Below are 26,110 nucleotides of genomic sequence, written 5' to 3'. Positions count from 1 at the left end.
CTATTTCATATGCGGAACGTCTTGAATATGCGCCAAATGAGTATTGGCGCGAACTGAATGCATGGGTTTACGCTCCAGCTGTGGCATGCCTGGTGTGTCCGGCAGCACAGGCGAGTCCGGTTCCGCTCCCTGTCCGGTGGCCACGCGAGTGAGCCCCGTGACCGGATGCGATCGCCGTTCACCGCCCGCCTTAAGGAGAAGTCGCCGTGGAGCTGAGGCACCTTCGCTACTTCGTCGCCGTGGCCGAAACACGTCATTTCGGCAAGGCGGCGCAGCGCCTGCACATGGCGCAGCCTCCGCTCTCGCAGGCGATCCGCCAGCTCGAGACCGATCTCGGGGTAGAACTATTCGCCCGTACGACCCGGCAGGTCAACCTCACCCGAGCCGGTGAGGTCTTCTACGAAGATGCCGTGCGGGTCCTCGAATCGGTGGAAGGAACCACGCGCAGGGTCAAGCGGGTCGCCGAAGGACGCCACGGTGTCCTGCGCATCGGGCTCACCGGGTTGGCCTCGTACCGGCAGCTGCCCGCGGTCGCGCAGATCGTGCAGCAGGGATTGCCCGAAGTGGCGCTGGAGATCAGGACCGAGATGCTCACTCCCGCGCAGGAGCGGGGTCTCGTCGACGGCGATCTCGATGTCGGGCTGCTCCGCCCGCCCACTCGTGAGAAGAACATCGCCTACCGGCGCATCGCACGTGAACCGCTGGTGCTGGCCTTGCCGGAACACCACCGACTGGCGATGGAGCCGTCGATCGCGGTCGGGGACCTCCGCGAGGAGAACTTCGTGATGTACTCGTCGACCTCCCGGTCGGTGGTCAACGACGCCGTGGTGCGCAGTTGCACGGCAGCGGACTTCTACCCGCACCGCGCGCACGAGGTGGCCGAGACGTCCGTCCTGCTCGCACTGGTGGCGGCCGGGCTCGGGATCGCGCTCGTGCCGGATTCGGTTCGGGCCATCACGTTGGAAGGCGTGCTCTTCAGACCGGTCCACGGCAGCGAGAGCGTCGATCTCGCCCTCGCCTGGCGAGCCGACGACACATCGCCGTTGCTCGCGAACCTCCTCTCGACGCTGGAAGCCAACGACATCTTCGACACCTCCGACTCGACCGAGGAACTTCGTGAAAATCACCAAGGTTGAGGCGATTCCGTTCGCCATCCCCTACAAGAAGCCGCTTCGGTTCGCCAGTGGCGAGGTCCGCACGGCCGACCACGTTCTGGTGCGCGTGCACACCGAAGACGGCGTGGTCGGTGTCGGGGAGGCGCCGCCCAGACCGTTCACCTACGGGGAAACCCGGACGTCGATCGTCGCGGTGGTCGAGCGCGTCTTCGCCCCGGAGGTCGAAGGACTGTCCTTGTTGGATCGGGAGGTGATGCACGCCCGATTGAACCGGACCATCGCCAATCCGGCCGCGAAGTCGGCCATCGACATGGCGGTGTGGGACGCGATCGGCAAGACGCTGCAGCAACCGGTGACCCGGCTGCTCGGCGGATACACCGACCACATGCGGGTCTCGCACATGGTCGGGTTCGCCGAGCCCGCGGCAATGGTCGACGAGGCCGAACGGGTCCGGGACGAGTACGGGATCACGACGTTCAAGGTCAAGGTGGGCCGCAGTCCCATCGACCACGACGTCGAGGCCTGCCGTGCGCTGCGGGCGGGACTCGGCGACGGTGTCGAGCTCTACATCGACGGCAACCGGGGCTGGACGGCTTCGGAATCGGCTCGTGCGCTCCGGGAAATGGATGATCTCGGGCTCACGCTGGCCGAAGAACTGTGCCCGGCCGACGACGTGCTCGGGCGGCGCTGGCTGGTCCGGCAGAGCCCGATTCCGTTCGTGGCCGACGAGAGCGCGACCCATCCTGGTGAGGTGACGCGGGAGCTGCTCGGCGGATCGGCCACCGCCATCAGCATCAAGACGGCCCGTACCGGGTTCACCACTTCCCAGCGCGTGCTCTTCCAGAGCGAGGGCATGGGAGTGGAGGTCGTCATGGGAAACCAGATCGACGGTCAGGTCGGCACCGCGTGCTCGGTCGTCTTCGGCGCGGCTTTCCGACCAACCTCGCAGCGGGCCGGTGAACTGTCGAACTTCCTCGACATGAGCGACGATCTGCTGACCGAGCCGCTGGTCATCCGCGAAGGCAAGCTCCACGTCCGGCAACGACCGGGCATCGGCGTCGAGATCGACCCCGAGAAGCTGCAGCGCTACCGCCAGGACAACTGATCGGGCATCGGCTGCGGCCGAACCTGATTCTTCTTTCTCCCGAAACCTTCACGATGAAGTGAGCAAGACAGGAGTGCAGCATGAACGAGGAACTCGCTGAGCAGACCGCGACAGCCGCGGCCTCCGGTAACTCCGCGACCGAACGCTTCCGCGAGAGGCAGCAGAACACGGCGGCCAACACCAGCCAGGAGCGGGTCAACACGCTCGCCACCGAGCTCATCGAGGCCGTGCACGGGGTCATCCGGCGCCACAAGGTCACTTACGAGGAGTACGACGCGCTCAAGGCGTGGCTGATCCAGGTCGGCCTCGACGGCGAGTGGCCGCTGTTCCTCGACGTGTGGATCGAGCACGTGGTCGAGGACGTGGCCAACGAGAACCGGGAAGGCAGCAAGGGCTCCATCGAAGGGCCGTACTACGTTCCGGACTCGCCTCGGTTCGAAGCCGAGGCGACCCTCCCGATGCGGGAGGACGAACCTGGTACCCCGCTGCTGTTCCAGGGGCAGGTCCGCTCGGTTTCGGGCGAGCCGCTGGCCGGTGCCCAGGTGGAGCTGTGGCAGGCCGACGACTACGGCTTCTACTCGCAGTTCGCACCCGGGCTGCCGGAGTGGAACCTGCGCGGCACGGTGATCGCGGACGAGCAGGGCCACTTCAAGATCCACACTATTCAGCCCGCGCCGTACCAGATCCCGCACGACGGTGCCTGCGGCAAGCTGATCAGCGCGGCCGGGTGGCACGCGTGGCGTCCGGCGCACCTGCACCTGAAGGTGTCCGCCGCCGGGCACCAGCTGAACACCTCGCAGCTCTACTTCCAGGGCGGCGAGTACGTCGAGAACGACATCGCCCAGGCGGTCAAGCCGGAGCTGATCCTGGATCCGAAGCCGAAGGACGACGGGAGCGGCGGCCGCGAGGTCGTCTACGACTTCGTGCTGGACCCGGCCTGAACAACGACCACCCGTTCCGACGTCAGGAGGACGTACCGTGCTGTTCGCGGTGAAGATGGACGTGAACCTACCGCCGGACATGGATCCGGAGGTCAAGGCGGACACGCTCGCGCGTGAGAAGGCCTACTCCCAGGAGTTGCAGAAGTCCGGGGTGTGGCGGCACATCTGGCGATGCGCGGGCCAGTACTCCAACATCAGCATTCTCGACGTGGAGAGCAACGACCGGCTGCACGAGGTCCTCTCGCAGTTGCCGCTCTTCCCGTACATGGACATGGAGGTCACGCCGCTGGCCACCCATCCCTCCGACATCGCGTTGTTGGAGCGTAACGGCTGAGGTTCCGGGTGCGCCGATGCCTGCGGATGTCGGCTCACCGCCTGCTCCCCTCGGTAGCCGGAAAAGTCGACTTGGAAGACCACTCTTGGATCTTGTCCTCGGGAGGTGATTCAAGAGAGGCTGCGAAGTCCGGCCGCCGACGGGAGGACTCTGATGCGTGCGGTGCTGCGAGCACTCGTGGTACTGGCGTCCATGCTGCTCGTGGTGATCGGTGCTGCCGCCGTGCAGCGCACGGACACCGTCGAGGTTCCGAACGTGCCGGACCCGTCGTCGGCGCGGCCCCCACCGCCACCTCCTCCACCACCACCGGCCCCGCCGGTCGGTCCGCCCGTTCTCGCGGTCAAGGTCGACAACGTGCCCGCCGCCCGTCCGCCCACCGGAGTCGGTGCGGCGGACCTCGTCTACGTCGAGCCGGTCGAAGGTGGTGCGAGCCGGTTGATCGCGGTGTTCGCATCGGACGTGCCCCCGGTGGTGGGGCCGGTCCGCAGCGCCCGGGAAACGGACCTCGCGCTGCTTCCGCAATTCGGCCATCCGGCACTGGCGTTCTCCGGCGCCGCGCCGGAACTCCTGCCCGCCATCGGGGACGCACCGTTGCACGACGCCTCGCCCGCGAGCGTGCCGTCCGCGTACTTCCGCGACTCCGCGCGCAGCTCTCCGCACAACCTCTACGTCCGGACCGGTCGGTTGCCACCCGGTGACGGTTGGTCGCCGGCAGCGCCGCTCGTGTTCGGGCCGCCACCTGCGGGAGGAACGCCGACGAGCGGCGAAGAGGTCCGCTACAGTTCCGCGCGGATCGGGTTCGACTGGTCACCGGAAACCGGGCGGTGGCTGGTATCGATGGACGGAAGTCCCTACTCGGCAGCCGGAACCGGTCGGCTCGGTGCCGGGACCGTGGTGATCCAGGAAGTGCCCGTCCGTGATTCGGCGTTGAGCGACAGCCTCGGGAACGTGACGCCGTACGCCGAGACCGTCGGCAGTGGCCGTGCGACCGTGCTGCGGGACGGACGCGCCTTCGAAGCCGTCTGGTCCAGGCCCGACCCCGAAGTCGGAACCACCTACACCACGCCGGAAGGCGACCCGTTGCCGTTCGCGCCCGGTCAGGTCTGGACGGTGCTCGCCCCCGCCTAGTTGTAATTCCCAGCACGGTTGTTGATGCGGGTGATGGGTGGGTGGCCACCACCGGGCACATAAGCGCCCCCAGCCCCGTGTTGTGCTCGCTTCACAGAACCCGGGGGCGTTGTCGTGTTCGGGTGGGGCTTCTAACCAGGGTCGGCTAACGCCGTTCTGGTCAAGGTTTCTAGCTCACGTCTCTACATGGCCGATCAGAGCGCGTTTTCAAGGTTGTCACGAGCGAGGAACGAGTTTCGTATGAGATTCCGCGGTGGTTCCCAATGACGCTCCTCAGCGTTGAGGCCCCATCTCCTGGGGACGGGGCTGAGTAGTAGCGGTACCGGGCTCGAGCAGGGGGGCGGGGAGGCCGGTGCTGATTTTTCGTGTGGGCCCACGGGTCAATGGCTGTCTGACACGCTGGGGGCGCGAGTTGATCAAGCACTCATGACTCGCGGTGTTCGGTGGAGACCTTGTCGGACGTGCACCACACATACTGGGAGGACAAGCACTCATGGGGACACCACGTCCGAAGGCACACGTCTACGCGGTTGCCGCGCAGCACGCGATCGCCGAGGTGGATCCGCGGATCGCTGAGGTGCGTCGGCGGCTCGGCGTGACGCCGGCGGGCTCCGAGGCGCTGGGTGACGGCGATTTCGACTGGGCCCAGGCGAGTCTGGTCGAGTACGAACAGCACACGCAGGCCCAAGAGCAGGACCAGCTCATTGTCGCTCCGCCCGCCACGGCCGAGCACCCGACCGAGCGCACCTACCTGATCTCGCCGACCTCGGCCGGACAGCCTTTCGGCGGGATCGGGTTTATGCGGTTCGAGCGCGACGACGAGACCCGGACCGACCAGTATCGGGTGCAGTTCGTCGATCCGTCCGGTCGGCCTGTGGTCGGCATCTCCATCGACGAAAGCTTGGAGCAGGCCGACCCGATCTATCATCAGCAGCCCGCGGTCACGACCCAGGCAAGCTACTGGGGTTGCATGCAGACCTGCCTGGAGACGCTGTGGCCGACCCTGCCCTGGCCGATCAAGATCGTCGCGTCGGCGGCGTGCGGATCCTGCCTGTTCGGAGGCTTCCCGGCGGGATGCGCCGGCTGCGTCGGTGCCTTGGGTGGTTACGCGGTCAACTGCATGAAGAAGTGTGAGCACCTTGGTTGACCGGCGTCGGGTGCCCGATGTGCTTGGCGTTCTGCGCCTGCTGGTCATCGCCGCGGTTGCCCTGCTGGTGATCTATCCCGGGACGCCGGTGGGTTGGCGCCTGTTCGGGGGCGCGGTCCTGGGCTGGGGGGTGTTGCTGCTGGTCGTCAGCGCGGCGTTCACCTCCCCCAACCGTCTGGCGCAGCTACTGTTGTCGCCGCCACGATTCCGCCGCTCCGAGCGCAGTTCCGACGGCGAGTGACACCACCGGCGGGTGCCCTCCGCGCCGTGGCCCACCTGATTCGAGGTGGGCCACGGCGCGGATCAGCCGCTGATCAGTTGTCCGCCAGCTACGGTGCCCTCACCAGCGAAGTAGGGCCGCCTCGATCCGCGCATAGCACCGGGGAACCAGGGGTTCGAGTAGTAGTGGCGCAGGATCCTGCGCCACTACTAGGCCCTGGACTCCCGAAGCTGGCCTGAGGGGCAAAGTAACCGAGAGCGCTGGACATCCTCCTCGACCTGACCGCCGCCGCGCCCGCGGCCGGCTGATGTGCAAGCCAGGCGTTCTCGCAGCACACGACACCGCCACCCCTTGATGGTCCGGCGTGTTTGCGGGCTGCTCAGGAAGACCGGTTCAGCCGTGACCGGGGCGTGCTCAACATTCCACCGCCGAGACGCCCCGGCCCGGTCCACAACCCGCAGGAAGTGGAGCTTCATTGTCTCTCACCACGTTGCCGCTGATGGTGCAGAACCGCCAGCCGGACGCCGAAACCACCGACCCGCAGGTCACCGCCCGACTCACCGAGTGGTTCGGCCGCGCCCGCAACTACATCGTCGGGTACGCCCCGATCGATGACTCCCACCTCGCCGACCCCGACACCCACCTGTCACACACGCAGCTGCTCTCGCGGGCGATCGGGTTCGTCGGATGCGACACGGACGAGGCTCGAACGAACCGCGCTCCCGACCACGTTCCGGTTGCAGCCCAGACAACCGCCCGCGCACGTGGAGTACGGGGAGATAATCGCCGCCGTCGGAAGTTCGGTGAAGTCCGGTGACACGCGGCTGTAGTAGTGGTTCGACGCCTCAAAGATCCGGGCGTGAAACAGCGTCTCGGCCAGTACTTCCCCGGTTGGTTTCCAGGTAAGCCGACAGTAGTAGGCGTGTACGTCCGGCGGGCCGCCGAACCAGGAGCCGCCGACCAGTCGCCGCGCCAAGACTACACGCATACCGGCCGCCTGTGTCGTGCGTGGGGACCACGGCCGGGACGGGCGTGCGCCACGTCCCGGCCGGTGGCATGACTCGTCCGGTCGTCTCGGGGGTTCGGTGACGGCCGGACGAGGCTCCGCGCACTGATGCGATCTCGGGGGATCGGCCTCCCACACGGGGCCGGATCGCATGCGCAGCCGGACGCGAGGGGTGTTGGCGCGTCGGCGCGGAGCGTTGGTCGCGACGCTCGTCGACGATGTCGATGAGTACGGCTGCCCACACGGTCGCGGTCAGCAGCAGCACGACACCCATGAGCGTCCACAGCGGAGCATTAGGCGAGGCGGGTGTGGTGCTCGATGGCGGCGTGGACGTAGTCGAACCTGCCCGGGGTCCGGAGCGGGAGCGGCGGCGTCCGGGACTGTCACGGCCATGGACCCGCAGGGCGGATCGCCCGCCTGCGCGGTTGAGACCTCCGCCGCACATGGCTGACGCCGCAGGCGAAACACGACCTAGGATCGACGGCATGAGCGAACGCCGTCTGCTGCTGGTGCATGCCCATCCCGACGACGAGGCGACCGGTACCGGCGCCACGATGGCCAGGTACGTCGCGGAGGGCGCCGAGGTGTCCTTGGTGACGTGCACCAGCGGCGAACTGGGCGAGGTGATCGACGAAGACCTCGCACACCTGCGCGGTGACCCGGATGCGCTCGGCGCGCACCGCCGCCTGGAGATAGGTGAGGCGCTGGCCGAACTCGGGGTGTCCCGGCACCACTGGCTCGGCGGGCCGGGACGCTGGCGGGACAGCGGAATGGCGGGTACCGACGGAAACGCGGGCCCGGCCGCGTTCGCCGCTGCCGATCCGGAAGCCGTCACGCGCGAGATGGTCGAACTTCTCCGCGCGGAGCGGCCGCACGTCGTCGTCACCTACGACGAGTTCGGCGGTTACGGTCACCCGGACCACATCGCGGCCAACCGCGCCGTGATGCGTGCGCTGGATCCGGCGGCCGATCCGGATTACGCGCCGGACCTCGGCCCAGCGTGGAACGTTCCGAAGGTGTACTGGCAGACCTTGCCGGAGTCGATACTCCAACGGGCTCGGGAGGCAGGCATCGAAGGATTCGAGCCTGCCACGTTGCCCGATGCGGAGCTGACCGCGGTGCTCGACGGCCGCGCGCATCACCCGGCGAAGCTGGCTGCCCTGCGCCACTACCGCAGTCAGGTGAACGTGGACGACGGCGGGTTCTTCGCGACGTTGGTGGGGCAGCCCGAGTTCTCCATCGAGCATTATGTGCTCGTCCGTGGAAATCGCGGACCAGGGCACGGTCCGTACAACTGGGAACAGGATCTCTTCGCGGGCCTGTCCTGACCCGACTGCCCTGTCCGGGGCGTGCGGCTTCGCGGTGAACCGCACGCCCCGGTCCGGTAGCCGGCTTGTGCCGCGTTGCCGGAAACGCGACTCCACCCGGCCCCGCGCGAGCCGGGTGGTCAGTCGGTCGAGGGCGGACCGGTGCTGCGGTAGGCGGCGACCAGCTGTGTTTCGGCGGTGTCGAAGTAGTGCTCGAGCTGGTCGGCGGCTTCGAGGAGCGAGCCCGCCGTGACGAGGTCGGTGATGGCCCGGTTGCGCTCCAGATAGGACTCGTGGAACTCGCGCGGCCGGGACATCACGTGGAACACCAAGCGGAGCTCGGCCAGTAACTGGCGCATCATCTCGTCCACTCGCGGGCTTCCCGCGAGTGCGCCGACGGCCTGGTGGAAGTGCATGTTGGCGGTACCCACGTCCATCCAGCGCTCCTCGGCCGCGGCCCGCTCACCCTCCCGGACCGCCCGCTCGATCGCTTCGACTCGTTCGGCACCGGCGTTCTGCCCGTGGCGCAGGGCCCCGGTTTCGAGCATGCGCCGCACCCGGTAAAGGTCGATGACGTCGTTTTCCGAAAGCACGCGCACGAACACGCCACGGTGGAACTCGTGCACGAGGAGTCGTTCGTGCACCAGTAGGCGGAAAGCCTCGCGCAGGGTGTTCCTGGAGACCGCCAGCGCGCGACCGGCGCTTTCCTCGGACAGGCGGGTGCCCGGCGGCAGCGCACCTTCGATGACGCGCTGGCGGAGCACGTCGGCGACCCGTTCGGCGGTACTGGTCCGGTCGAGCAAGGAACGGTCGGACGCAAGGGCGTCCACCCACGGATCCGCCGTGGCCATCGATGAGTCCCCCGGTGAAGTCGGTTGGTCGGATGCACAGTGTAGCCAGTCCTGTCAGATTGGGGTATTGCGGGATTGTTCAACAATTCCGTACCTTTGGCTCTCACCATCCGCCGTCTTCGGTGATCGGAGTGCCATGACCAGTACGACGTCCAAGGCCGCTTCGGCCAAGCGCAGCGCCCTGCTCGGAGCCGTCTTCCTAATGGCCACGAGTGCTGTCGGCCCGGGATTCATCACCCAGACCACCCAGTTCACCGTCCAGCTCGGCGCGGCCTTCGCCTTCGCGATCGTCCTGTCGATCCTCGTGGACATCGCAGTGCAGCTCAACGTTTGGCGCGTCATCGGAGTCTCCGGGATGCGGGCCCAGGACCTGGGCAACACCGTCCTCCCCGGCCTCGGCTACGTCATGGCGGCACTGGTCGTCTTCGGTGGCCTGGTCTTCAACATCGGCAACATCGCGGGCACCTCGCTCGGCCTCGACGCCCTGTTGGGCCTCGACGTCAAGATCGGTGGCACCGTCTCCGCACTGATCGCCATCGGCATCTTCCTGAGCAAGCGCGCCGGAGTCGCGATGGACCGCATCGTCGTGGTCCTCGGCGTCCTGATGATCGGACTCACCGTGTTCGTCGCGATCTCCTCGGCACCGCCGGTGGGGGAGGCGATGCGGCAGACCGTGCTGCCGGACGAGGTCGATCTGCTGACCATCACCACCCTGATCGGTGGCACCGTCGGCGGCTACATCACCTACGCGGGTGCCCACCGGCTGGTCGACGCAGGCGTCACCGGCCCCGAGCAGGTCGCCGAGGTGAGTCGCAGCTCCGTGCTTTCGCTGCTGGTCACCGGTGTGATGCGGCTCGTGCTGTTCCTCGCCGTGCTCGGCGTGGTCGCCGGTGGCGCCACACTCGCGGCGGACAACCCGACGGCCGACGCCTTCGGGCACGCCGCAGGGGAACTCGGCACACGCCTGTTCGGCATGATCCTCTGGACCGCCAGCATCACCTCCGTCGTGGGAGCCTCCTACACCTCGGTGTCCTTCCTGGTCACGTTCTCGCCGAAGCTGCAGCGACGGCGGAACTGGCTGGTGGTCGGCTTCGTGGCCGTCTCGATGGCCGCCTTCCTCGCCCTCGACCAGGCGCCGACGACCCTGCTGGTGCTCGCGGGCGCGCTCAACGGGCTGATCCTCCCGGTCGGGTTCGGCGTGCTGATGTGGGTCGCGGCGCGCCGTCGCGACCTCCTCGGGGGGTATCGCTACCCGCGCTGGCTGCTCGCCATCGGACTGGCGACGTGGCTGCTGACCTTCTACCTCGGGATCAGTTCGCTCGGCGGTATGGCAGCGCTGTGGCAGTAGTGTTCTCGAAGCCCGCGACCGCTCGGGCCGTGAACGGTTCCTAGCGGGTGGGGATATGGAGCGACGAGTGATGGCAAATCGACGGCAGGCGGCCGGGTGCTCCCCGGCGGACGCGGGTGAGGAGTGACCGTGCGGATCGATCTCAACTCCGACCTGGCCGAAGGGTTCGGCCGCTGGGAACTGGGCGACGACATGGCTCTCGTCAGCCTGGTGACCAGTGCCAACGTGGCCTGCGGATTCCACGCCGGGGACGCCACCGTGATGCGCAAGGTGTGCGCCGAGGCCGCCCGGCGGCAGGTGTCGGTCGGCGCGCAGGTCAGCTACCGCGACCTGGCCGGGTTCGGGCGCAGGTTCATCGATGTCGAACCCGACGAACTGACCAACGAGGTGCTCTACCAGATCGGAGCGCTCGAAGGGTTCGCGCGAGTGGCGGGCACCGAGGTCACGTACGTGAAGCCGCACGGTGCGCTGTACAACGCGATCGTCTCCCACGAGCGGCAGGCTGCCGCCGTGGTGGAGGCGGTGCGCCGGTACGACCCGAACCTGGCGGTGCTCGGGCTACCCGGATCGAGTTGGCTGGGCCTGGCCGAAGCCGCGGGCCTGCGGGTGTTCCGCGAGGCGTTCGCCGACCGCGCATACACCCCGGAGGGAACTCTCGTGTCCCGCAGGCAACCGGGGGCGGTGCTGCACGATCCCGAAGCCATCGCCGAGCGCTGCGTGCGGCTCGCTCGCGGTGAACCGATCGAAGCCGTCGACGGCAGCCGGATCGAGGTGCCCACCGATTCGATCTGCGTGCACGGGGACAGCCCCGACGCCGTGCGCATCGCCGAAGTGGTGCGGGACAGGTTGGTCGCCGAGGGATTCGAGCTGGGGTCCTTCGCTCCTTCGGCGGGGAGGTGAGTCGGTTCGTGCGCGTGATGCGGTGCGCTGACTCGGGAGTTCTCGTCGAACTCGCGGATCTCGAACAGGTGCAGGCGATGTACGCGGCCATCGCCGACGTGCTGCCGGAAGGCGTGATCGACGTCGTGCCCGCCGCGCGCACCCTCCTGCTCCGGCTGGATCCGGACCGCGCGGACCCCGCCGGAGTGGAGCGGTTCGTGCGCTCCGTGGAACCCGGCGGATGCCAGCAACGGGACGGTGGCCTCGTGCGGGTCCCGGTGGTCTACGACGGAGCCGACCTGGCCGAGGTGGCCGAGCTGACGGGGCTCACCGAACGAGAGGTGATCGGCGAGCACACGGCGCACGAGTGGACGGTGGCGTTCGGCGGTTTCGCGCCGGGATTCGGCTACCTCGCCGGTGGATCCGCCCGGCTGGAGGTTCCCCGGCGCTCGGAATCGCGTACGAAGGTGCCTGCCGGCTCCGTGGGACTGGCGGGCACCTTCAGCGGCATCTACCCGAGGCAGTCGCCTGGTGGGTGGCAACTGATCGGCCGGACCGAGCTGGAGATCTGGCGGGTCGAACGAACGCCACCGGCTCTGCTGCGGCCAGGTGTGCGAGTGCGGTTCGAGGAGGTCGGCTGAGGTGGGTACCGCGATGGATGCCGTCGAGGTCGTGCGGGCGGGACCACTGACGACCGTGCAGGACCTGGGGCGGCCGGGGCTGGCCGGCATCGGCGTCGGCGTGTCCGGGGCAGCCGACAGGGGCGCGTTGCGACTGGCCAACCGCTTGCTCGGCAACGAGGAGGACGCCGCGGCCGTGGAAACCACCCTGGGCGGATTGACCGTGCGCGCACTCCGCGATGTCACCGTCGCGGTCACCGGAGCACCCTGCCCCCTCGCGGTGGACGGCCGGAGGGCCGCGGTGAACTCGGTGATCCGGGTGCCCTCCGGTGCGGAACTGGAACTCGGCGTGCCGGATCGCGGACTGCGCAGCTACCTGGCGTTCCGAGGCGGTCTGTCCGTCGAGTCCGTCCTGGGTTCGTGCTCGACCGACGTGCTCTCGGGGCTGGGGCCGGCGGAACCGCGGCCCGGCAGCGTGCTGGCGGTCGGTCCGCCACCGAACGAGTTCCCCACCGTCGACGTCGCCCCCGTTCCCGCGGTGCACGGTGGTGAACTGACGCTCGGCCTGGTCCCCGGCCCGCGCGCCGACTGGTTCGCCGACACCGCACTGGCCACGCTGCTCGACGAACCGTACGAGGTGACGCCGGAGAGCAACCGGGTCGGCATGCGGCTCGACGGCCCGGAACTGACGCGCGTGCGGGACCAGGAGTTGCCCAGCGAGGGGATGGTGCCGGGCGCTCTGCAGGTACCGCCCTCCGGGCGACCGACGATGTTCCTCGCCGATCATCCGGTGACCGGTGGGTATCCGGTGATCGCCGTCGTGGTGGCCGCGGACGTGGACCGAGCCGCACAGGCGAGGCCGGGTCAGCGGGTCCGCTTCCGGCCCGCGAGGAAAGCGAGGTAGCGATGTCCGCGTCGAGCATGCCACCGCAACACGCGCGGGAGGCGTTCCGCGCGGGACTGCGCGTCCCGACCGCCGGCTACAGCGCGGGCTGGACACAGGCGAACCTCATCGCGCTGCCGCACGCGGACGCCTACGACTTCCTGCTGTTCGCGCAGCGGAATCCGCGCTCGTGCCCGGTGCTGGACGTGACCGAGCCGGGGGAGACCGCGGCATCCCTCTTCGGTGGGGACCTGCGGACCGACCTGCCCGCCTACCGGATCTACCGCGAAGGAGAACTGGTCGACGAGCGCACCGAGGTCACCGACTTGTGGCGCGGCGACCTGGTGTCGTTCCTGATCGGTTGCAGCTTCACCTTCGAGGCCGCGCTGCTGGAGGCGGGTGTGCCGGTGCGGCACGTCGAGGACGGTCGCAACGTGCCGATGTACCGCACCGGCAGACAGTGTCGACCGGCCGGAAAGTTGTCCGGACCGCTGGTCGTCTCGATGCGCCCGGTCCCCGCCGATCAGGTAGCGACGGCCGTCCGCGTCACCTCGCGCTACCCGGCGGTGCACGGTGCTCCGGTGCACGTCGGATCTCCGGAGGACCTCGGGATCGAGGACCTCGACAACCCCGACTTCGGTGACCCGGTGCGGGTCGAACCGGGTGAGATCCCGGTGTTCTGGGCCTGCGGTGTGACTCCGCAGGCAGCGGTGATGCAGTCCCGGCCGGAGTTCGCGATCGGCCATTCGCCGGGGCACATGGCGATCACCGACATCCGCGACAGCGAGTTCCTCGTCCCGTAGGTGCGGGCGTTTTCCGGGTGAGTCGTGCGGGCGAGGTGTGCCCGATTGCGAGATGCCCGGCGTGCTTGGTCGAAACTAGGCTGAGCGCGAATCGAGGGACTGAGGATGAGCTATCGCATCATTGGCGACGGACGAGCTGTTCGGCAGGTCATGCGGCAGGACGACGTCGTCGATCCGGCCGATCGACCGAACAGCGCACGCATGTACGACCACTACCTCGGTGGCCGGCTGAACTTCGCACCCGATCGCAGGGCAGCGGCCGAACTCGACGCGGTGTGGCCGCACATGCCGACGTTCATCCGAGCCAACCGCGCGTTCCTCCGGCGCGCGGTGCGCTTCCTCAGCGAGCAGGGCGTGGACCAGTTCTTGGACCTGGGGTCCGGGATCCCGACCGAGGGAAACGTCCACGAAGTCGCGCACGGCATCAACCCCGAGGCTCGGGTCGCCTACACCGATGTGGACCCGACCACCGTGGAGTACGCCCACGATCTGCTGGCAGGTGCGTCGAACGTCAGCATCAGCACCAGCGACATCCGTCGGCCGTCGAGCGTGCTCACCGCTCCCGGTGTGTCCGGGCTGCTCGACTTCACCCGGCCGCTCGCGGTGTTGGCCGTGGCGATCCTGCCGTGCATCGCCGACGACGAGGAGGTGGGCGCGGTCGTCAACGCGTACCGGGACGCGTGCCCATCCGGCAGCTACATCGTCGTGGCGCACAGCTCACCGTCGACGGTCACGCCCGAGCAGTTCCACCGCGCGCATTCGATCATGCGACGCGAACTGGCTCCCGTCCGCTGGCGCACGCCCGAGCAGATCGCCGGGTTGTTGCACGGCTACTCGTTGGTCGATCCGGGCATGGTGCTGGTCCCCGAATGGCGACCGGGCGCGGAAGGCGGAGCCGGGGCGATCGATCCGACCGCGGCCAACACCTATGGCGCCGTCGGCTACCTCGCTTCGGCGAGCTATTCATTGTGAATAGCCGTGGGGGCACGGGTGGGTTCTGGCCCGGTGTTCTCCTCACCCGCTGGTGGTATTCGCGCCCGGGTGAGTTCGAAATTCGATCGGCTGCATTGGTGTATGCGGATGAAAGAATTGTCGAATGCGTCGGATGGGACCATGTTTTCAATGGCGCCTCGAGTGATTTTTCGGGCTGCCGAAACAAGTATTCGGACGCGGGGAAAATGGCTCTGGGTTGATTTCTCGCGAATGTAATCTGTAGGATCTTTCGCAGAAGGGGAGTAGCCCCCAATTTCGCGGTCGACATGCTGGTTGGCGAATGTACGCAACCCGGTCGCGGAGCCTGTTCTCGCAGGTGGGCAAGACCTTCGGTTTCCGGCGCGGATGCCGGGTCCGAAGGCTCAGCAATGCCTCGGGCGGGACGTCGACCGAGAGGTGCCACACATCGTGTTTACCAGTGTTGCGGTGAGTTCATTCGCCATTTTCGTGGCCGAGCTGGGAGACAAGTCGCAGTTGATGGCGATGACGTTCGCGACACGTTATCGGCCATGGCAGGTCCTGCTCGGCATCACGGTCGCGACCACGGTTATTCACGCGTTCGCGGTGGCGCTCGGATTCGGGATGGGTTCGACGCTGCCGACCGAATGGATCGGACTGGTGGCCGGACTGGCCTTCCTCGGATTCGCGGCGTGGACCCTGCGCGGCGACCGCCTGACCGAGTCGGAGAAGGCGAAGGCGAGTCGCGGCGCCGGATCGGCGGTGCTGGCGGTCACGGCGGCGTTCTTCCTCGCGGAACTCGGCGACAAGACGATGCTCGCGACCGTCACGTTGGCCGCGCAGCACGACTGGCTGGGCACCTGGATCGGCTCGACGGTCGGTATGGTGCTCGCCGACGCGCTGGCCATCGGAATCGGCCTCCTGCTGGGTAGGCACTTGCCGGATCGGGTGATCCGTTACGGAGCGGCCGCATTGTTCGCGGTGTTCGGCGCGTGGCTGACGATGGAGGCGCTGTCCACGCTCGTGTGATTCCCGCCGCAGAAACGCAACCACCGGCAGGCAACCCGTGACCGCCAACGGGAGTTGTCGTTACCGGGACGGCTTGTTCTCGTATGGCTTGGGAGGCTCGCGGTGAGCTGGATGATCTACGGTGCGACCGGATTCACCGGGCGGCTCGTCGCCGAGCTGGCGGTTGCCAGGGGGCAGCGGCCGACCCTCGCCGGCCGGGATGCGGCCAAGGTGGCGGCAGTGGCGAGTCCGCTCGGATTGCCGTACCGCGCGTTCGACCTCGACGACGCCGCGTCGGTCGGTGCCGAGCTGGCCGACATCGACGTGGTGGCGCACTGCGCGGGTCCGTTCTCGGCGACGTCGAAGCCAATGGTGGAGGGATGCCTGCGGGCGGGAACGCACTACCTCGACATCACCGGTGAGGTGGATGTGTTCGAGTCCGTGTTCACCCGGCATGATGCGGCCGTCGAATCCGGCGTCGTACTGTTGCCCGGCTCGGGCTTCGACGTCGTGCCCACCGACTGCTTGGCCGCACTGGTGGCAGCCCGGTTGCCGTCCGCGACCCAGCTCGACCTCGCGTTCCAGGCCAGCGGAGGCATCAGTGGTGGCACCCTGAAAAGCGCGCTGGAAGGAGCGGCGGCCGGTGGGCGCGCCCGCATCGACGGCACGCTGCGGACAGTGCCGATGGGCTGGCGGAGCCGCGAGATCCCGTTCCCCTCCGCGACCCGCCGAGTCGCGTCGCTGCCGTGGGGCGACATCAGCACGGCGTACCGCAGCACCGGGATCGACAACATCACCACGTTCGCGCGGCTGCCCGGTCTCAACGCGATCGGGTCTCGCTCGTCGGCGGTGAGCCGCAAGGTCCTCGGCAATCCGCTCACGCAGCGCCTCGGCAAGAGCGCTATCGGCACGCTGGTGAGCGGTCCGAGCCGGCACCGCCGCGCGAGCAGTTGGGTCGAGGTCTTCGCCGAGGTGACTGATCCGTCCGGCAGGACCGCCTCCGCCGCGTTGATCGGCCCGGACACCTACGACTTCACCGCGGACGCCGTGCTGCGCACCGTCGCGGGGCTGTCGACGGGGGAGGTTTCCGCGGGCGCGCACACCCCCTCGACGGCGTTCGGCGCCGACTTCGTCCGGCGCATGCACGGGATTCGAGTCATCGAGCCGGAGCGCGGCTGACGGCGCGTCACCGGTGCGCGACGCTGCGCTTCGGTCGTCTCCCGGTGGTGAAGCGAGTCAGACGGCTCGTACCCGGACCATGCTCGCCGGATCCGGCGAGCCGTGATGACCGGTCGACGGCAGGCGTGAGCGGAATTCGAGGTAGGGGCCGGGCGTCGTGGGCCGCAGGTCGGCGAACCGCTGTTCCGAGCTGATTACCGGCATGCCGGTCTCCTCGGCCCACGCGCGGGCGTGTTCGCGGGGGTCGTCGCAGTCGACCACGATCGCGGCCAGCGCGCCCGTGTCCTCGTAAGACCTGCGGGGTTCGAGGACGCAGAACTCATTGCCCTCGGGATCGGTGAGCACCACCCACGGGATCTCGTCGTCCTGACCGATGTCGGCGAAGTGGGCGCCCGCGTTGAACAGCCGCTGCACGAGTTCCTGCTGCGCCCGGTGCGACTCGCTGCGCAGGTCGAGGTGCGTGTCGTTCCGGCCGGGGCGGGCCCGGTCCGAGGCCACGAAGTGCAGCGGGACACCGGCCCCGACGGGGTGGACTACATCTTCTCCACTCGCGGAGTCCGCGAGCCAGCCAAGGGCAGCGGCCCACCAGCGCGCGAGCCCGCCGGGATCGCGCGCGGTGAACTCGACCACGAACCGCGTCGGCGGTGCAACATCGCTCACGGGAGAGCAGGCTAGAAGATCTGACCCGCCCCGGCACAGTGGAACGCGGCAACCATCCCGGCGGGAAGCTCCGCGCTCCTGCGGCGATCAGTCCAGACCACGGCGGAGATCGTCCAGCAAGGTGGGCAGCACCATCTCCTCCTCGATCGCCCGGCCCGTGTTGGCCATCAGCTCGGCCAACGTCGGATCCCACGGCGTGTCCAGCCGTTCACCGATCAGCGAGGGCAGGTCGGTGCGATCCGCCGCGGCCCGATCGAGCGACTCCCGATAGTCGGCGGCGCCCATCCGCCACGGTGTCGCACCGTGGTGCGACCACAACGAACCGGCCATCGACACGCCCGGCCAGTCGAAATCACCGTGGAACCGCAGCGCGGCCCCGCCGCTGGTGAGCCTGCGCAGCAGCTCGACCGCCACGGTTGTCGGCGGCCCCTGCAGGCAGATCAACGGATGCTCGATGCCCTCGTGCACCACGGCTTCGAGCACTCGCGGGGTCTCGCACACGGCGACGACCGTCCCCGAGTCGACCGGGTGTTCCGGTGCCGCGCGCAGGTCGAGCTGGGTGAGGTGCGCGGGCAACCCGATCGACGTGCGGTGGTCGAGCGCCCGCGACCAGGAATCGGTTCGGGACATCGGCAACGCCCAGCAGAGCACCGTGGCCGAGACCGCGTCCAGCGTCACCCCGCAGCGCTCCCACAGCGACCGGCGGTCTCGTTCGTTGCCGGGCATGTCCACTCCGTGTGCGAACGCGGCGGCCTGCAGGACGATCCGGCTCAACGCGGTGCCGTTGTCGAGCTGGTGCGCGCCACCACCGAAGCGGATCGCCAGGTCCGCCCGCGAAGCCCACACTTCCGGCGAACCGGCCGGATCGAGCATGAGCGCGGCAAGCACGCCCGCCGCGCGCGACGCGAGCACGTCGAGTTCGTCCTCGGCGATGCGGCCGAACTGGGGCAGCCAGCGCATCCACTCCTCGGCCCACGGTGCGTCGTCGAGCCCCTGCTCCGCCAACGCCGACCGCAGCACCGAGGCCGCGCGCTGCCGGAACTCGTGCACGGCGTCGGAGGCTGTGCCCCGCTCGCGCGGCTGTTGTTCGGCGGTGGCAGGTTCGGGCGACCCGACCGGACGACCGTGCAGGATCTCCAGCACTTCGGTCAGACCGATCCCGAATCGGGTTTCCTCCCGCAACCGGGCGTCCAGTTTGGACACGCTGATCCGGGTGCCCTGCCCCCACATCGGACGGCCGTAGAGGTCACCGACGGCCTCCTGGGTCTGCTCGTCCGGAAGTTCCAACCGGAACGTCGGTGGCGGGTTTGCGGCTTCCAGCGCTTCTCGTGCCCGTTCCCAGAGCCCGCTGAGCAGGTCGGTGCCCAACTCCGCGCGGATCTCGTCGGCTTCAGCCATCGGAGCGCTCCATTTCCCGCCCGTCCCAGGTGGTGTGGGTGCAGGCGATGCCGTGCCCGCTGCGCGGGCGCAGCACGTCGTAGATGTGCATCTTGGGGATCTTCGGGGACACGCCCCACCCGCTCGGCCAAGTGATCATCCAGTCCATGTCCAGGTCGACGAGCAGGCCGAGCATGCGGGCGATCGTCGGATCGTCGAGTCGCTCGAACGCCTCGTCCAGCAACACCAGCCGCAGCGGTCCCTTCCCCTCGGCGGACACGCTGACCGCGTCGTAGAACGCCGCGGCGGCCGCGAACAGGGTCACGTACGAGATCAACCGCGTCTCACCCGACGAAAGCTGCCGCAACCTGCGAACCCGCGGTTTGCCCTCGGGGCCCGTGTCGCGCACCCGGACGGTGAAGGTGAACCACGAGCGGTAGTCGAGGGCCCGGGCCAGGATTTCGGCGTAGCCACCGGTGGTGCTGTCCCGTTCGGATTCGATCAGCTCCGTGAAGACCCGGCGCAGCAGCGCGTCCTCGTCCTCGCTGCGGCCGGCGAACGGGGTCCGCACGAGGTCGATCGCCTGCCGGATGTCCTCGCCCAGCGCGGGCGAGGGCTGCCACTCCAGCTGCACGTGCACGCCCTGACTGGAACGAGCGCCGTCCAGCACCTCGTTCATCCGCGTGCAGAGGTCCTCGGCGATCGCGATCTGGCCGCGCAGCCGTTCGGCGAGGTCGCGGATCAAGTAGTCGGCGAAGATCGACTGGTACTGCTCGTTGAGGTAGCCGCGTTGTTCGGCGAGCCGCTCACCGACCAGCCGTGCGGCGTCGGCCACCGGCTGCGGTCCTTCCTCCCCGGTCACGGTGACCGTCAACAGACCGTTCTGATCACCTGCCGAGATGTCGTAATTGCCGCTCAGTGAATGCTGCAACGCCTGGAGCCGGTTGAGCACGGTGGTCTCCGACGAACCCTTGCGATCGGTGGTCGTCGCGAGCAGGTCGACGGCCTCATCGACGTCGTCCGGCGGAGAACCCGCCGCCGACGTGTCGTCTTCCGGCCGCTTCACCGCGGCGGCCGACCACAGGCCCGGGGTGCGCAGCGCGGTGCGGAACGCGGTTCGCGCGGACTCGGCATCGGATTCGCGCGCGGTCAGCTGGGCCTGCTTGTTCTCCAATCGGGTCTCCAGCCGGGCGCCGGACTCGCGCAGCGAGCTGATCCGCTCCCGTTCCTGCGGGAGTTTCCGGCGCAGCTCGGCACGTTCCCGTTCCAGTGCGGCGACCTTGTCGGCGACTTCCTGGGCTTCACCACCCGCCGCGGCCGTCAGTTCGGCAAGCGCCGACGACTGCTCCTCGTACTCGGCGCAGCGCTGCTCGGCCTGCGACTCGGCTTCCACCCGGTCGGCGACCGCGGCGTCGTGGTGCAACGACGCTTCCCGCAGATCGTCCAACGTCGCCAGGCAACGCGCGTCGATGACCTCCCGCGAGGACTCGATGGCGTCCCTGGCCTCCGAAGCGGCCCGGCGAGCGGCTTCCAACGCTCGGGTGTCGGCGGGCAGTCCCGCTTCGGCCGCTGACCGCGCGAGTTCGGAACGCGTGGCTTGCAGTCGCCGGTCCGCCAGCTCGTGCTGTTCGCGCAGCTCGGCGGCGCGGCGCTCGGCCTCCTGCGCGGACTCCGTCGCGGTCACCAGCTTGGCGTGCGCGGTGACCAGGTCGTCGTCGTTCGGATACGACTCCACGTGCTGTTCCAACCGGCCGGCACGGTCGGTGGCGTCGCGGTGCCGTCGTTCGGCATCGCCGACCTCGGCGCGCAGCTGCGACAACCGGTCTTCGAGCTCCGCGATGCGTCGGCCACTGGCGGCTTCCCGGGCACCGGCGCCGACGTGCTCGGCGGCGTCCTTGTGCCACGAGCCCGACAGCACGCCCGCGCGCCAGCTGCCGTCCGCCGAAACCGCGAGCCCCTCCGCCGAATCCTCGGTGGAAACCGAGGACAGCAACTCGGCGATGCGTTCGGTGGCCACCGGGCAGTCCGGTTCGGGTGCCGGGACCAGCAATTCGGCCAGCGTCGAGCCGGTCGGGCGGTTCCCCGGCGCGGCCAGCAGCTCGCCCAAGCCGACGACCGCACCGTCGGCGCTCACCCACGCGTTGAGGAGTCCGCTGGCCTGCAGGGCAGCTTCGAGTCCGGCGCGTTCCGGGTTTCCGAGCGAAGGCACGAAGTCCACCAGCCGGTGGAACGCGCTCCCGTCACCGGCGTTCCGGGCGGCAATCGCCCACTCCGGGCGGCCGGGAGGGTGCTCGTGGCCCGCGCGGAGTTCGGCCAACTCGGTCTCCTCCGAGCGAGCCCGGGTGCGGTACCGGGCGAGTTCCTGCTCGATCTCGGTGACCGCCCGGCGCGCGTGCTGCAGCTCCGGCCGAGCCCACTGCCGGATTCGTTCGCGAGCCCGTCGCGCGGCCGTACCGTCGGCGATCAGGTCGTCGGCACCCGGGGGTTCGGGCGCGGGTTCCCGAGACGGCGCCTCGCCGCCGAGACCGTCCGGTGTGGACTCCGGCCACCGGGCCGACCAGTCGCGAACGCGCGTGATCCAGGCCTCGGCGGACGCGACGAGGTCCTGTCGAGCCTGGAAGCTGCGCCCGGACGCGTCGGTGGCCGTCAGCTGCGCTTGGCGGGCGAGCCGCAGCGCTTCCTCCACCCGGGCCTGCTGCGAATCGAGTTCGACCGCTTGCTGGTGCAGTGCGAGGGTGAGCGCCCCGCGCTCTTTGGCGCTCTCCCCGGCTTCGCGCGCACGCTCGGTCGCCTCCCGGAACCGTTGTGCCAGCGCATCGGTGTCGATGTGCGGAACCGTCGGTCGTTCGACGGTGATCGGGTCGGTTTCCGTGTCCGGCGCGATGCGGACCTGGGCGGTCGAGGCAGTTGCCTCGGCCGCCGGAACGGGAGGTGGACCGGACACCAGACCGGCATCGAGCCCTGTGGTGGCCAACCGCTGTTCGGCCCGGGTGGTGGCCTGCTCGGCTGCCTCGGTGTCGGCGACCAGCCTGCGGTGGAGGCCCAGCACCGCTTCCGCCGCCCGGTTCTCCTGCCCGCGATGCTTGTTCGCGGTGTCCAACGCGGTCGTCGCCGCCGCCCGTGCGCTGTCGACCAGCCGCTCGCGATCGCGCAGGTTCTGCAACTCGGCGTAGGCGGGATGCGAACGCATCGCCTCGATGCCGGTTTCGAGTTCGCCCTCGCGCTTCTCGAGCCGGGCGACCTCTTCCTCCGCGGCATCGCGCCTACCCTGCTTGGCCTCCACCTGGCCGGTGAGCTCGGACAGTTCGGTCCGCAACGAGCTCAGCCGGTCCTCGGCGGTCCGCATAGAATCGCCCCGGTCCCGCAGCGCGCCGAGCGCGTACCCGGAATAGGTCGACAGGAACGCGTTCAGCGCCTTGTCCGCACCCGCGAGCCGAACGATGTTCTCCCGGATCGATTCCAGGTCGTCGAACGATGTCGCCAGCCGTTCGATCAGACCGGGATCCAGTGGCGGCAGCGCGTCCGACAGGATCTGTTCGAGCTGGCCCTCCAGAACTTTCAGTCCCACGTCGGGATTGCGCAGCGTCCGCTGCAGGTGCAGCAGGTCGCCGTAACGCGCGGAGGGAACGCCGTAGACCTCCGCCGCGATCTTCGCCCGGAACGCCTGTTCGTCGAGGACGCAGTCGGCGCCGAGCAGGTCCCGCAACTGGGCGGGCCCCAACGGCACCCGGTCCGGTCCCACCAGGTGCAGCTGCGTGCCCACCCGGCGTTCGGTGATGAAGCGCCAGGAGTCGCTGATTGCCTGTGAGGTCTTGGACGCCTTCACCCCGACGCCGCAGGTGAGGAACTCGTCCATGCCATCGGGGGTTTCCCGGCGCAGCTCGATCCACGCGTAGCCGATCCGGTTCGGGCCACCGGGGTACTCGTCGAGCATCAACCGCCGAACGCTGACGGTGTCGAACCCCTTCGAACCGACCTGGCGGAGATCACCGTCCAAGCACAACGGAAGCAGGAGCTCCAGGGTGCGGGACTTGCCCGAACCGTTCGTGCCCTGGAAGATCGCGCGGCCACCGGAGAGGTCGAACGTGTGCTCGGCGTACTGCCAGATGTTGACGATCCCGCCGCGGTGCAACCGCCACCGGTTCGGTGGCATCCCGTCCTGCGACCGCACGTCGCTGATCGCGGTGTCCGTGCTCAACGCTGACCGTCCTCTTCCATTTCGTCGAACAGCGACAGCCCCTGCGGTGCTGGGGCGGGGGGTGGTTCGGGTGCCTTGCCGGGTGCCTTGCCGGGCGCCGGGGTGGCGTCGGGCTGCGGCAGCCAACGGTGGGCCGCGGGATTGACGAGCCAGTAGCCGTCCTCCTCGGTGAGCACGGCCAGCCGCCGCAGCAGGGTTACCACCGCGTGCACCAGTTCGTCCGGATCATCGGTCGCTTGGCGCGACCAGGCGGCCGGATAGGACTCCACGAGCTCCGCGCAGACCTCACCGATGTCCTGCCACCTCACCGGATGCCTGCCGTCGCCACCGCGCGGCTCACCGCGTTCGAGCAGTTCCGGCAATGCCAGCAGTGCGATCCGGGCCACCGTTCCCGGACCGGGGAAGACCACGTCGGTCAGGTAGTCCTCCGGATCGCTGACGACAATCCCCTCGGAGCGGATTTCGGTCACCAGCCCGAAGAAGCGCTCCAGCAGCTTGGACTCGCCGCCGTGGTTGCGCAGCAGCCATTCGGATTCCGCCGCGGGGAGATCTTCGTAGAGCACGACCGGGTTCTCGACGAGCCGACGGCGTACCGCGTGCTCGGTGTTGCGCGGGCCCGCCTCAGCGGCCGCCTCGATCAACTCGTCGGGGCCTGCGGCCTCCGCCAGCGGCCCGGCGACGAGTCTGCCGAGCAGGTCCGTGTCGATCGTGATCAGCGCCTCGGCGGAGGAGTCGGTCGCCCACGGAGTGACGGCTCCCTCCGTTTCGGTGATCACGCCCAGCGCAACCAGGTGCCGCAGCGCCGTGGTGAGCGAGCGGCGTTCGGCGGGACTGTCGGCTACCTCGACCCCGGCTTCTACCGCAGCCGCCCGTACATCGGTGACCAGGCGAGACAGCAACACCTGACGTCCGATGCCGGTCAACGCGGCCAGGGTCAGCGCGAAGTACGCGTAGCCGCGCGGCGACAGCGACTGCTCGCCGCGGGTGGCGTCGCGACCGGGTCCCGACTTGTAGAGGCGGGCGTGCCGACGCTCCACGACCAGGCGGTAGCCGAGCATCGAAGCGAACAGCTCCTGCAGCGCCGCCCGTTGGCGGTAGATCATCGGCAGCAGATCGCCGTCGGGAGCGCCGGGGCGGAGCAACGGACGCCGCAGCAGCACCCGCGCGCACCGCACCACGTTCGCGGCGTCGATGTCGGGGAGTTCGTCGAAGGTCGGGGTCGCGCTCACCGGGCCACCTCCCGAGCAGCCGACGGCTCGGCGGTCAGGGCGTCGGGGCGAGTCGCGTTGTCGGACGCATCGTCTGCGGCTACCCCGTTTGTGGCTGCCCCGTTTGCGGCCGCCCTATTACCGGCCGCCCCGTTACCGGCCGCATCGTCCGGTTCGGCCGGGATCACGCCGTCACCCCGCACGTCGAGCACGGTGTCCTCCAGCGTCAACGTTCCGGACGCGCTGGAGATCAGCGTCCGGTGCCCTTCCCGGTGCCGAACCGTGACGCGCAGCCGGTGCACCGGGTCGAGGGACGATCCGGTGTCCGTCTCGCTCTCCCGCTGGGCCATCGCCAGCGTGAGCAGCTCGCACAGCACGCCGAGCGCGTCGGCGGACAGCGTCGTTCCGGCCGGGTCCGGGCCTGCCGCGGCTAGCTCGGCTACCGAGGCGCTGCGGCGTTGATCCTCTTCCCGGGCCTCGGCGAGCAGGGTTTCCTCGGTCATCGGATCGTCGAGGACCCGGGACGCTCGGCCGCGAGCTCCGCGGTCCCCCCGGCTGCGGACGCTGACCGAAACGTCCATCACCGGACCGTCCCGCCATGCGACGTCGTGGTTGTCGCTGTCGTAGTCCGGAGCGGGCAGCAGGTGACGTGCCGAATGCAGTCCGAAAGCCGCCGCGTAGATCTGGTGCGCCTGCTCCGGATCGGATCCGTCGAACCACCGCGCGAGCGTGAGCAGTTCACCGCGGCGTCCGGGAAGCAACCCGCCGCCCGCGGTAGCCCGCTTGACGCTGGCCAGCAGCGACCCGATGGCGCGCGCGGTCGCCTCCCGCAGCGCGGCGACCTGGCTCGGACGTCCGGGGGCGTCGACGAACCAGTCCGTGAGTTCTTGCCAGTGGGCCGCCGAGCGTCCCCGCGCCCGCTCGACGTCGCTGCCCAGCTCCTCCGCGGGACCGAGGACGCGCAGCAGCTCCGAACGGACCTCGGCGAGTCCGGTCAAGGTGTCGGCGATGCCCTGCGTGTACCGCAGCACGTCCTCGACGACCATCTGGATGTACTCGACCAGCAGATTGCGGAAGCCCGAGATCTCGTCCGGGGCCAGATGGTGCCGGGTGACGACCTGACCCAGGTAGGCGTAGAAATCCCGAACGGTGGCGGCGAGCTCGGCGTGCTGCAGGAAGACCGTGGTCACGTGCTCGGCCAGGCGCTCGCCGGCCTGTCGGGCGGCTCTGGTTCCCGGTTCGGCCACCAGCGCTTCCGAGAGCGCACCGCCGATCTCGCCGAGGCCGCGCTCGATCGCGGGCAACAGCTCGCGGGAGACCTCGCGAGCACCCTCGGGAACCCGCAGCAGCTCGTCGACATCCCGTTGCACCCGGACGGCGAGCTTGCTGACCTGGTACCGCACGCTGCCGTGCTGGAACTCGGCGATGCTCGCCGCGATCGTCTCCCGCCGGCCGACCACGAGGTTGCCCCACTTGACGAGCTGCTTGAGCCTGTCGATCACCGTGTCCATACCGGACTCGCCGGGAGAGATGCGGCCTTCCCGCTCGGCGACCGCCAGCGCTGCCGCGACCTCCCCGGCCGACAGGTCGGCCAGCAGCGTCGAGGTGAACAGGCGCATGATCGCGAGATAGGTGGGGTGCTCGGGCGCTTGGAGGTAGACGAACAGGTGTAGCCGCTGTTCGCCGCCGGGGACCTGTTCCGGTGCCTGCGGGGCCGGGGGAGCGTCGGCGTGCACCGCGCCTGCCGCTCCGGCGCGCACCGTGTCAGCTTCGGGATCCGGGACCGTCACGGTCGGCCACGATAACCCCTGCCATCGACACTGCGGGTCACAGCCATGCGGT

At 69.1% G+C, this 26,110-nt stretch carries 23 protein-coding genes; 17 read left to right on the top strand and 6 right to left on the bottom strand.

Features of this window, described 5'->3' with window-relative positions:
• Positions 1-206 precede the first annotated feature (206 nt).
• The 9 genes from ACYVAN_RS20440 (at position 207) to mshB (ending at position 8,324) form a co-directional block, all read left to right on the top strand.
• Positions 207-1,136 (top strand): LysR substrate-binding domain-containing protein, encoded by a 930-nt coding sequence (locus tag ACYVAN_RS20440; RefSeq protein ID WP_460962030.1) that lies wholly within the window; start codon positions 207-209, stop codon positions 1,134-1,136.
• The gene (locus ACYVAN_RS20435) at positions 1,117-2,220 is read left to right on the top strand and encodes a mandelate racemase/muconate lactonizing enzyme family protein (RefSeq protein ID WP_460962028.1); all 1,104 of its coding nucleotides are present in this window, start codon (positions 1,117-1,119) and stop codon (positions 2,218-2,220) included. The genes ACYVAN_RS20440 and ACYVAN_RS20435 overlap by 20 nt, the downstream gene beginning before the upstream one ends.
• A gap of 80 nt (positions 2,221-2,300) precedes the next feature.
• Positions 2,301-3,161, top strand: a complete 861-nt coding sequence (gene catA, locus ACYVAN_RS20430) for a catechol 1,2-dioxygenase (RefSeq protein ID WP_460962026.1) — start codon at positions 2,301-2,303, stop codon at positions 3,159-3,161.
• 37 nt (positions 3,162-3,198) lie between these two features.
• Positions 3,199-3,495, top strand: a complete 297-nt coding sequence (catC, locus tag ACYVAN_RS20425) for a muconolactone Delta-isomerase (RefSeq protein WP_460962024.1) — start codon at positions 3,199-3,201, stop codon at positions 3,493-3,495.
• Positions 3,496-3,648: 153 nt separating this feature from the next.
• Positions 3,649-4,623: a DUF3048 domain-containing protein gene (locus ACYVAN_RS20420; RefSeq protein ID WP_460962022.1), complete on the top strand. Its 975-nt coding sequence runs from the start codon at positions 3,649-3,651 to the stop codon at positions 4,621-4,623.
• A 493-nt stretch (positions 4,624-5,116) separates the two neighbouring features.
• Entirely contained in the window at positions 5,117-5,770 is a 654-nt protein-coding gene (locus ACYVAN_RS20415) for a hypothetical protein (protein WP_460962020.1), read from the top strand.
• Complete coding sequence (locus ACYVAN_RS20410; protein WP_460962018.1) at positions 5,754-6,011, top strand: hypothetical protein; 258 nt, start codon at positions 5,754-5,756, stop codon at positions 6,009-6,011. The genes ACYVAN_RS20415 and ACYVAN_RS20410 overlap by 17 nt, the downstream gene beginning before the upstream one ends.
• Positions 6,012-6,465: 454 nt before the next feature.
• Positions 6,466-6,807 (top strand): hypothetical protein, encoded by a 342-nt coding sequence (locus tag ACYVAN_RS20405; RefSeq protein WP_460962016.1) that lies wholly within the window; start codon positions 6,466-6,468, stop codon positions 6,805-6,807.
• Positions 6,808-7,481: 674 nt separating this feature from the next.
• A complete protein-coding gene (gene mshB, locus ACYVAN_RS20400) occupies positions 7,482-8,324 on the top strand; it encodes an N-acetyl-1-D-myo-inositol-2-amino-2-deoxy-alpha-D-glucopyranoside deacetylase (protein WP_460962014.1) in 843 nt (280 codons plus the stop codon).
• Positions 8,325-8,443: 119 nt separating this feature from the next.
• Here mshB and ACYVAN_RS20395 read toward each other — a convergent pair whose 3' ends face one another.
• Positions 8,444-9,154: a GntR family transcriptional regulator gene (locus ACYVAN_RS20395; protein WP_460962012.1), complete on the bottom strand. Its 711-nt coding sequence runs from the start codon at positions 9,152-9,154 to the stop codon at positions 8,444-8,446.
• Positions 9,155-9,290: 136 nt separating this feature from the next.
• On the opposite strand from ACYVAN_RS20395, the gene ACYVAN_RS20390 reads away from it, so the two are divergent.
• The 8 genes from ACYVAN_RS20390 (at position 9,291) to ACYVAN_RS20355 (ending at position 16,825) form a co-directional block, all read left to right on the top strand.
• Positions 9,291-10,502 (top strand): NRAMP family divalent metal transporter, encoded by a 1,212-nt coding sequence (locus tag ACYVAN_RS20390; protein ID WP_460962010.1) that lies wholly within the window; start codon positions 9,291-9,293, stop codon positions 10,500-10,502.
• Between the two features lie 129 nt (positions 10,503-10,631).
• Positions 10,632-11,402 (top strand): LamB/YcsF family protein, encoded by a 771-nt coding sequence (locus ACYVAN_RS20385; RefSeq protein WP_460962008.1) that lies wholly within the window; start codon positions 10,632-10,634, stop codon positions 11,400-11,402.
• Positions 11,403-11,419: 17 nt separating this feature from the next.
• Positions 11,420-12,022 (top strand): 5-oxoprolinase subunit PxpB, encoded by a 603-nt coding sequence (gene pxpB, locus ACYVAN_RS20380; RefSeq protein WP_460962578.1) that lies wholly within the window; start codon positions 11,420-11,422, stop codon positions 12,020-12,022.
• Between the two features lies 1 nt (position 12,023).
• The gene (locus tag ACYVAN_RS20375; RefSeq protein ID WP_460962006.1) at positions 12,024-12,905 is read left to right on the top strand and encodes a 5-oxoprolinase subunit C family protein; all 882 of its coding nucleotides are present in this window, start codon (positions 12,024-12,026) and stop codon (positions 12,903-12,905) included.
• Between the two features lie 2 nt (positions 12,906-12,907).
• A complete protein-coding gene (locus tag ACYVAN_RS20370; RefSeq protein ID WP_460962004.1) occupies positions 12,908-13,687 on the top strand; it encodes a putative hydro-lyase in 780 nt (259 codons plus the stop codon).
• Between the two features lie 105 nt (positions 13,688-13,792).
• Entirely contained in the window at positions 13,793-14,659 is an 867-nt protein-coding gene (locus ACYVAN_RS20365; RefSeq protein ID WP_460962002.1) for an SAM-dependent methyltransferase, read from the top strand.
• A 429-nt stretch (positions 14,660-15,088) separates the two neighbouring features.
• On the top strand, positions 15,089-15,667 hold the full coding sequence (locus ACYVAN_RS20360; RefSeq protein ID WP_460962000.1) for a TMEM165/GDT1 family protein: 579 nt from the start codon (positions 15,089-15,091) through the stop codon (positions 15,665-15,667).
• Between the two features lie 111 nt (positions 15,668-15,778).
• Positions 15,779-16,825 carry a saccharopine dehydrogenase family protein gene (locus ACYVAN_RS20355; protein ID WP_460962576.1) on the top strand — a complete coding sequence of 349 codons (1,047 nt, stop codon included), beginning with the start codon at positions 15,779-15,781 and terminating at the stop codon, positions 16,823-16,825.
• A 57-nt stretch (positions 16,826-16,882) separates the two neighbouring features.
• On the opposite strand, the gene ACYVAN_RS20350 is transcribed toward ACYVAN_RS20355, so the two are convergent.
• The 5 genes from ACYVAN_RS20350 to ACYVAN_RS20330 form a co-directional block, all read right to left on the bottom strand.
• Positions 16,883-17,485, bottom strand: coding sequence for a VOC family protein (locus tag ACYVAN_RS20350; RefSeq protein WP_460961998.1), 603 nt, complete (start codon positions 17,483-17,485; stop codon positions 16,883-16,885).
• A gap of 87 nt (positions 17,486-17,572) precedes the next feature.
• Positions 17,573-18,883, bottom strand: coding sequence for a TIGR02679 family protein (locus ACYVAN_RS20345; protein ID WP_460961996.1), 1,311 nt, complete (start codon positions 18,881-18,883; stop codon positions 17,573-17,575).
• On the bottom strand, positions 18,876-23,060 hold the full coding sequence (locus tag ACYVAN_RS20340; protein WP_460961995.1) for a TIGR02680 family protein: 4,185 nt from the start codon (positions 23,058-23,060) through the stop codon (positions 18,876-18,878). Before ACYVAN_RS20340 ends, ACYVAN_RS20345 begins: the two co-directional genes overlap by 8 nt.
• The gene (locus tag ACYVAN_RS20335) at positions 23,057-24,289 is read right to left on the bottom strand and encodes a TIGR02678 family protein (RefSeq protein WP_460961993.1); all 1,233 of its coding nucleotides are present in this window, start codon (positions 24,287-24,289) and stop codon (positions 23,057-23,059) included. Before ACYVAN_RS20335 ends, ACYVAN_RS20340 begins: the two co-directional genes overlap by 4 nt.
• A complete protein-coding gene (locus ACYVAN_RS20330; protein WP_460961991.1) occupies positions 24,286-26,058 on the bottom strand; it encodes a DUF2397 domain-containing protein in 1,773 nt (590 codons plus the stop codon). The genes ACYVAN_RS20335 and ACYVAN_RS20330 overlap by 4 nt, the downstream gene beginning before the upstream one ends.
• Positions 26,059-26,110: the final 52 nt, after the last annotated feature.

It is taken from the genome of Parasphingorhabdus pacifica (genome assembly GCF_054779195.1).
This window is presented reverse-complemented; position numbering and strand designations above follow the sequence as displayed.

Bases quoted from the DNA above. Each gene is read 5' to 3' on its own strand.
- ACYVAN_RS20370 (WP_460962004.1), top strand. From the start codon at position 12,908: ATGTCCGCGTCGAGCATGCCACCGCAACACGCGCGGGAGGCGTTCCGC.
- ACYVAN_RS20395 (WP_460962012.1), bottom strand. From the start codon at position 9,154: ATGGCCACGGCGGATCCGTGGGTGGACGCCCTTGCGTCCGACCGTTCC.
- catA (WP_460962026.1), top strand. From the start codon at position 2,301: ATGAACGAGGAACTCGCTGAGCAGACCGCGACAGCCGCGGCCTCCGGT.
- pxpB (WP_460962578.1), top strand. From the start codon at position 11,420: ATGCGGTGCGCTGACTCGGGAGTTCTCGTCGAACTCGCGGATCTCGAA.
- ACYVAN_RS20365 (WP_460962002.1), top strand. From the start codon at position 13,793: ATGAGCTATCGCATCATTGGCGACGGACGAGCTGTTCGGCAGGTCATG.
- mshB (WP_460962014.1), top strand. From the start codon at position 7,482: ATGAGCGAACGCCGTCTGCTGCTGGTGCATGCCCATCCCGACGACGAG.
- ACYVAN_RS20345 (WP_460961996.1), bottom strand. From the start codon at position 18,883: ATGGCTGAAGCCGACGAGATCCGCGCGGAGTTGGGCACCGACCTGCTC.
- ACYVAN_RS20390 (WP_460962010.1), top strand. From the start codon at position 9,291: ATGACCAGTACGACGTCCAAGGCCGCTTCGGCCAAGCGCAGCGCCCTG.
- ACYVAN_RS20420 (WP_460962022.1), top strand. From the start codon at position 3,649: ATGCGTGCGGTGCTGCGAGCACTCGTGGTACTGGCGTCCATGCTGCTC.
- ACYVAN_RS20415 (WP_460962020.1), top strand. From the start codon at position 5,117: ATGGGGACACCACGTCCGAAGGCACACGTCTACGCGGTTGCCGCGCAG.
- ACYVAN_RS20355 (WP_460962576.1), top strand. From the start codon at position 15,779: ATGATCTACGGTGCGACCGGATTCACCGGGCGGCTCGTCGCCGAGCTG.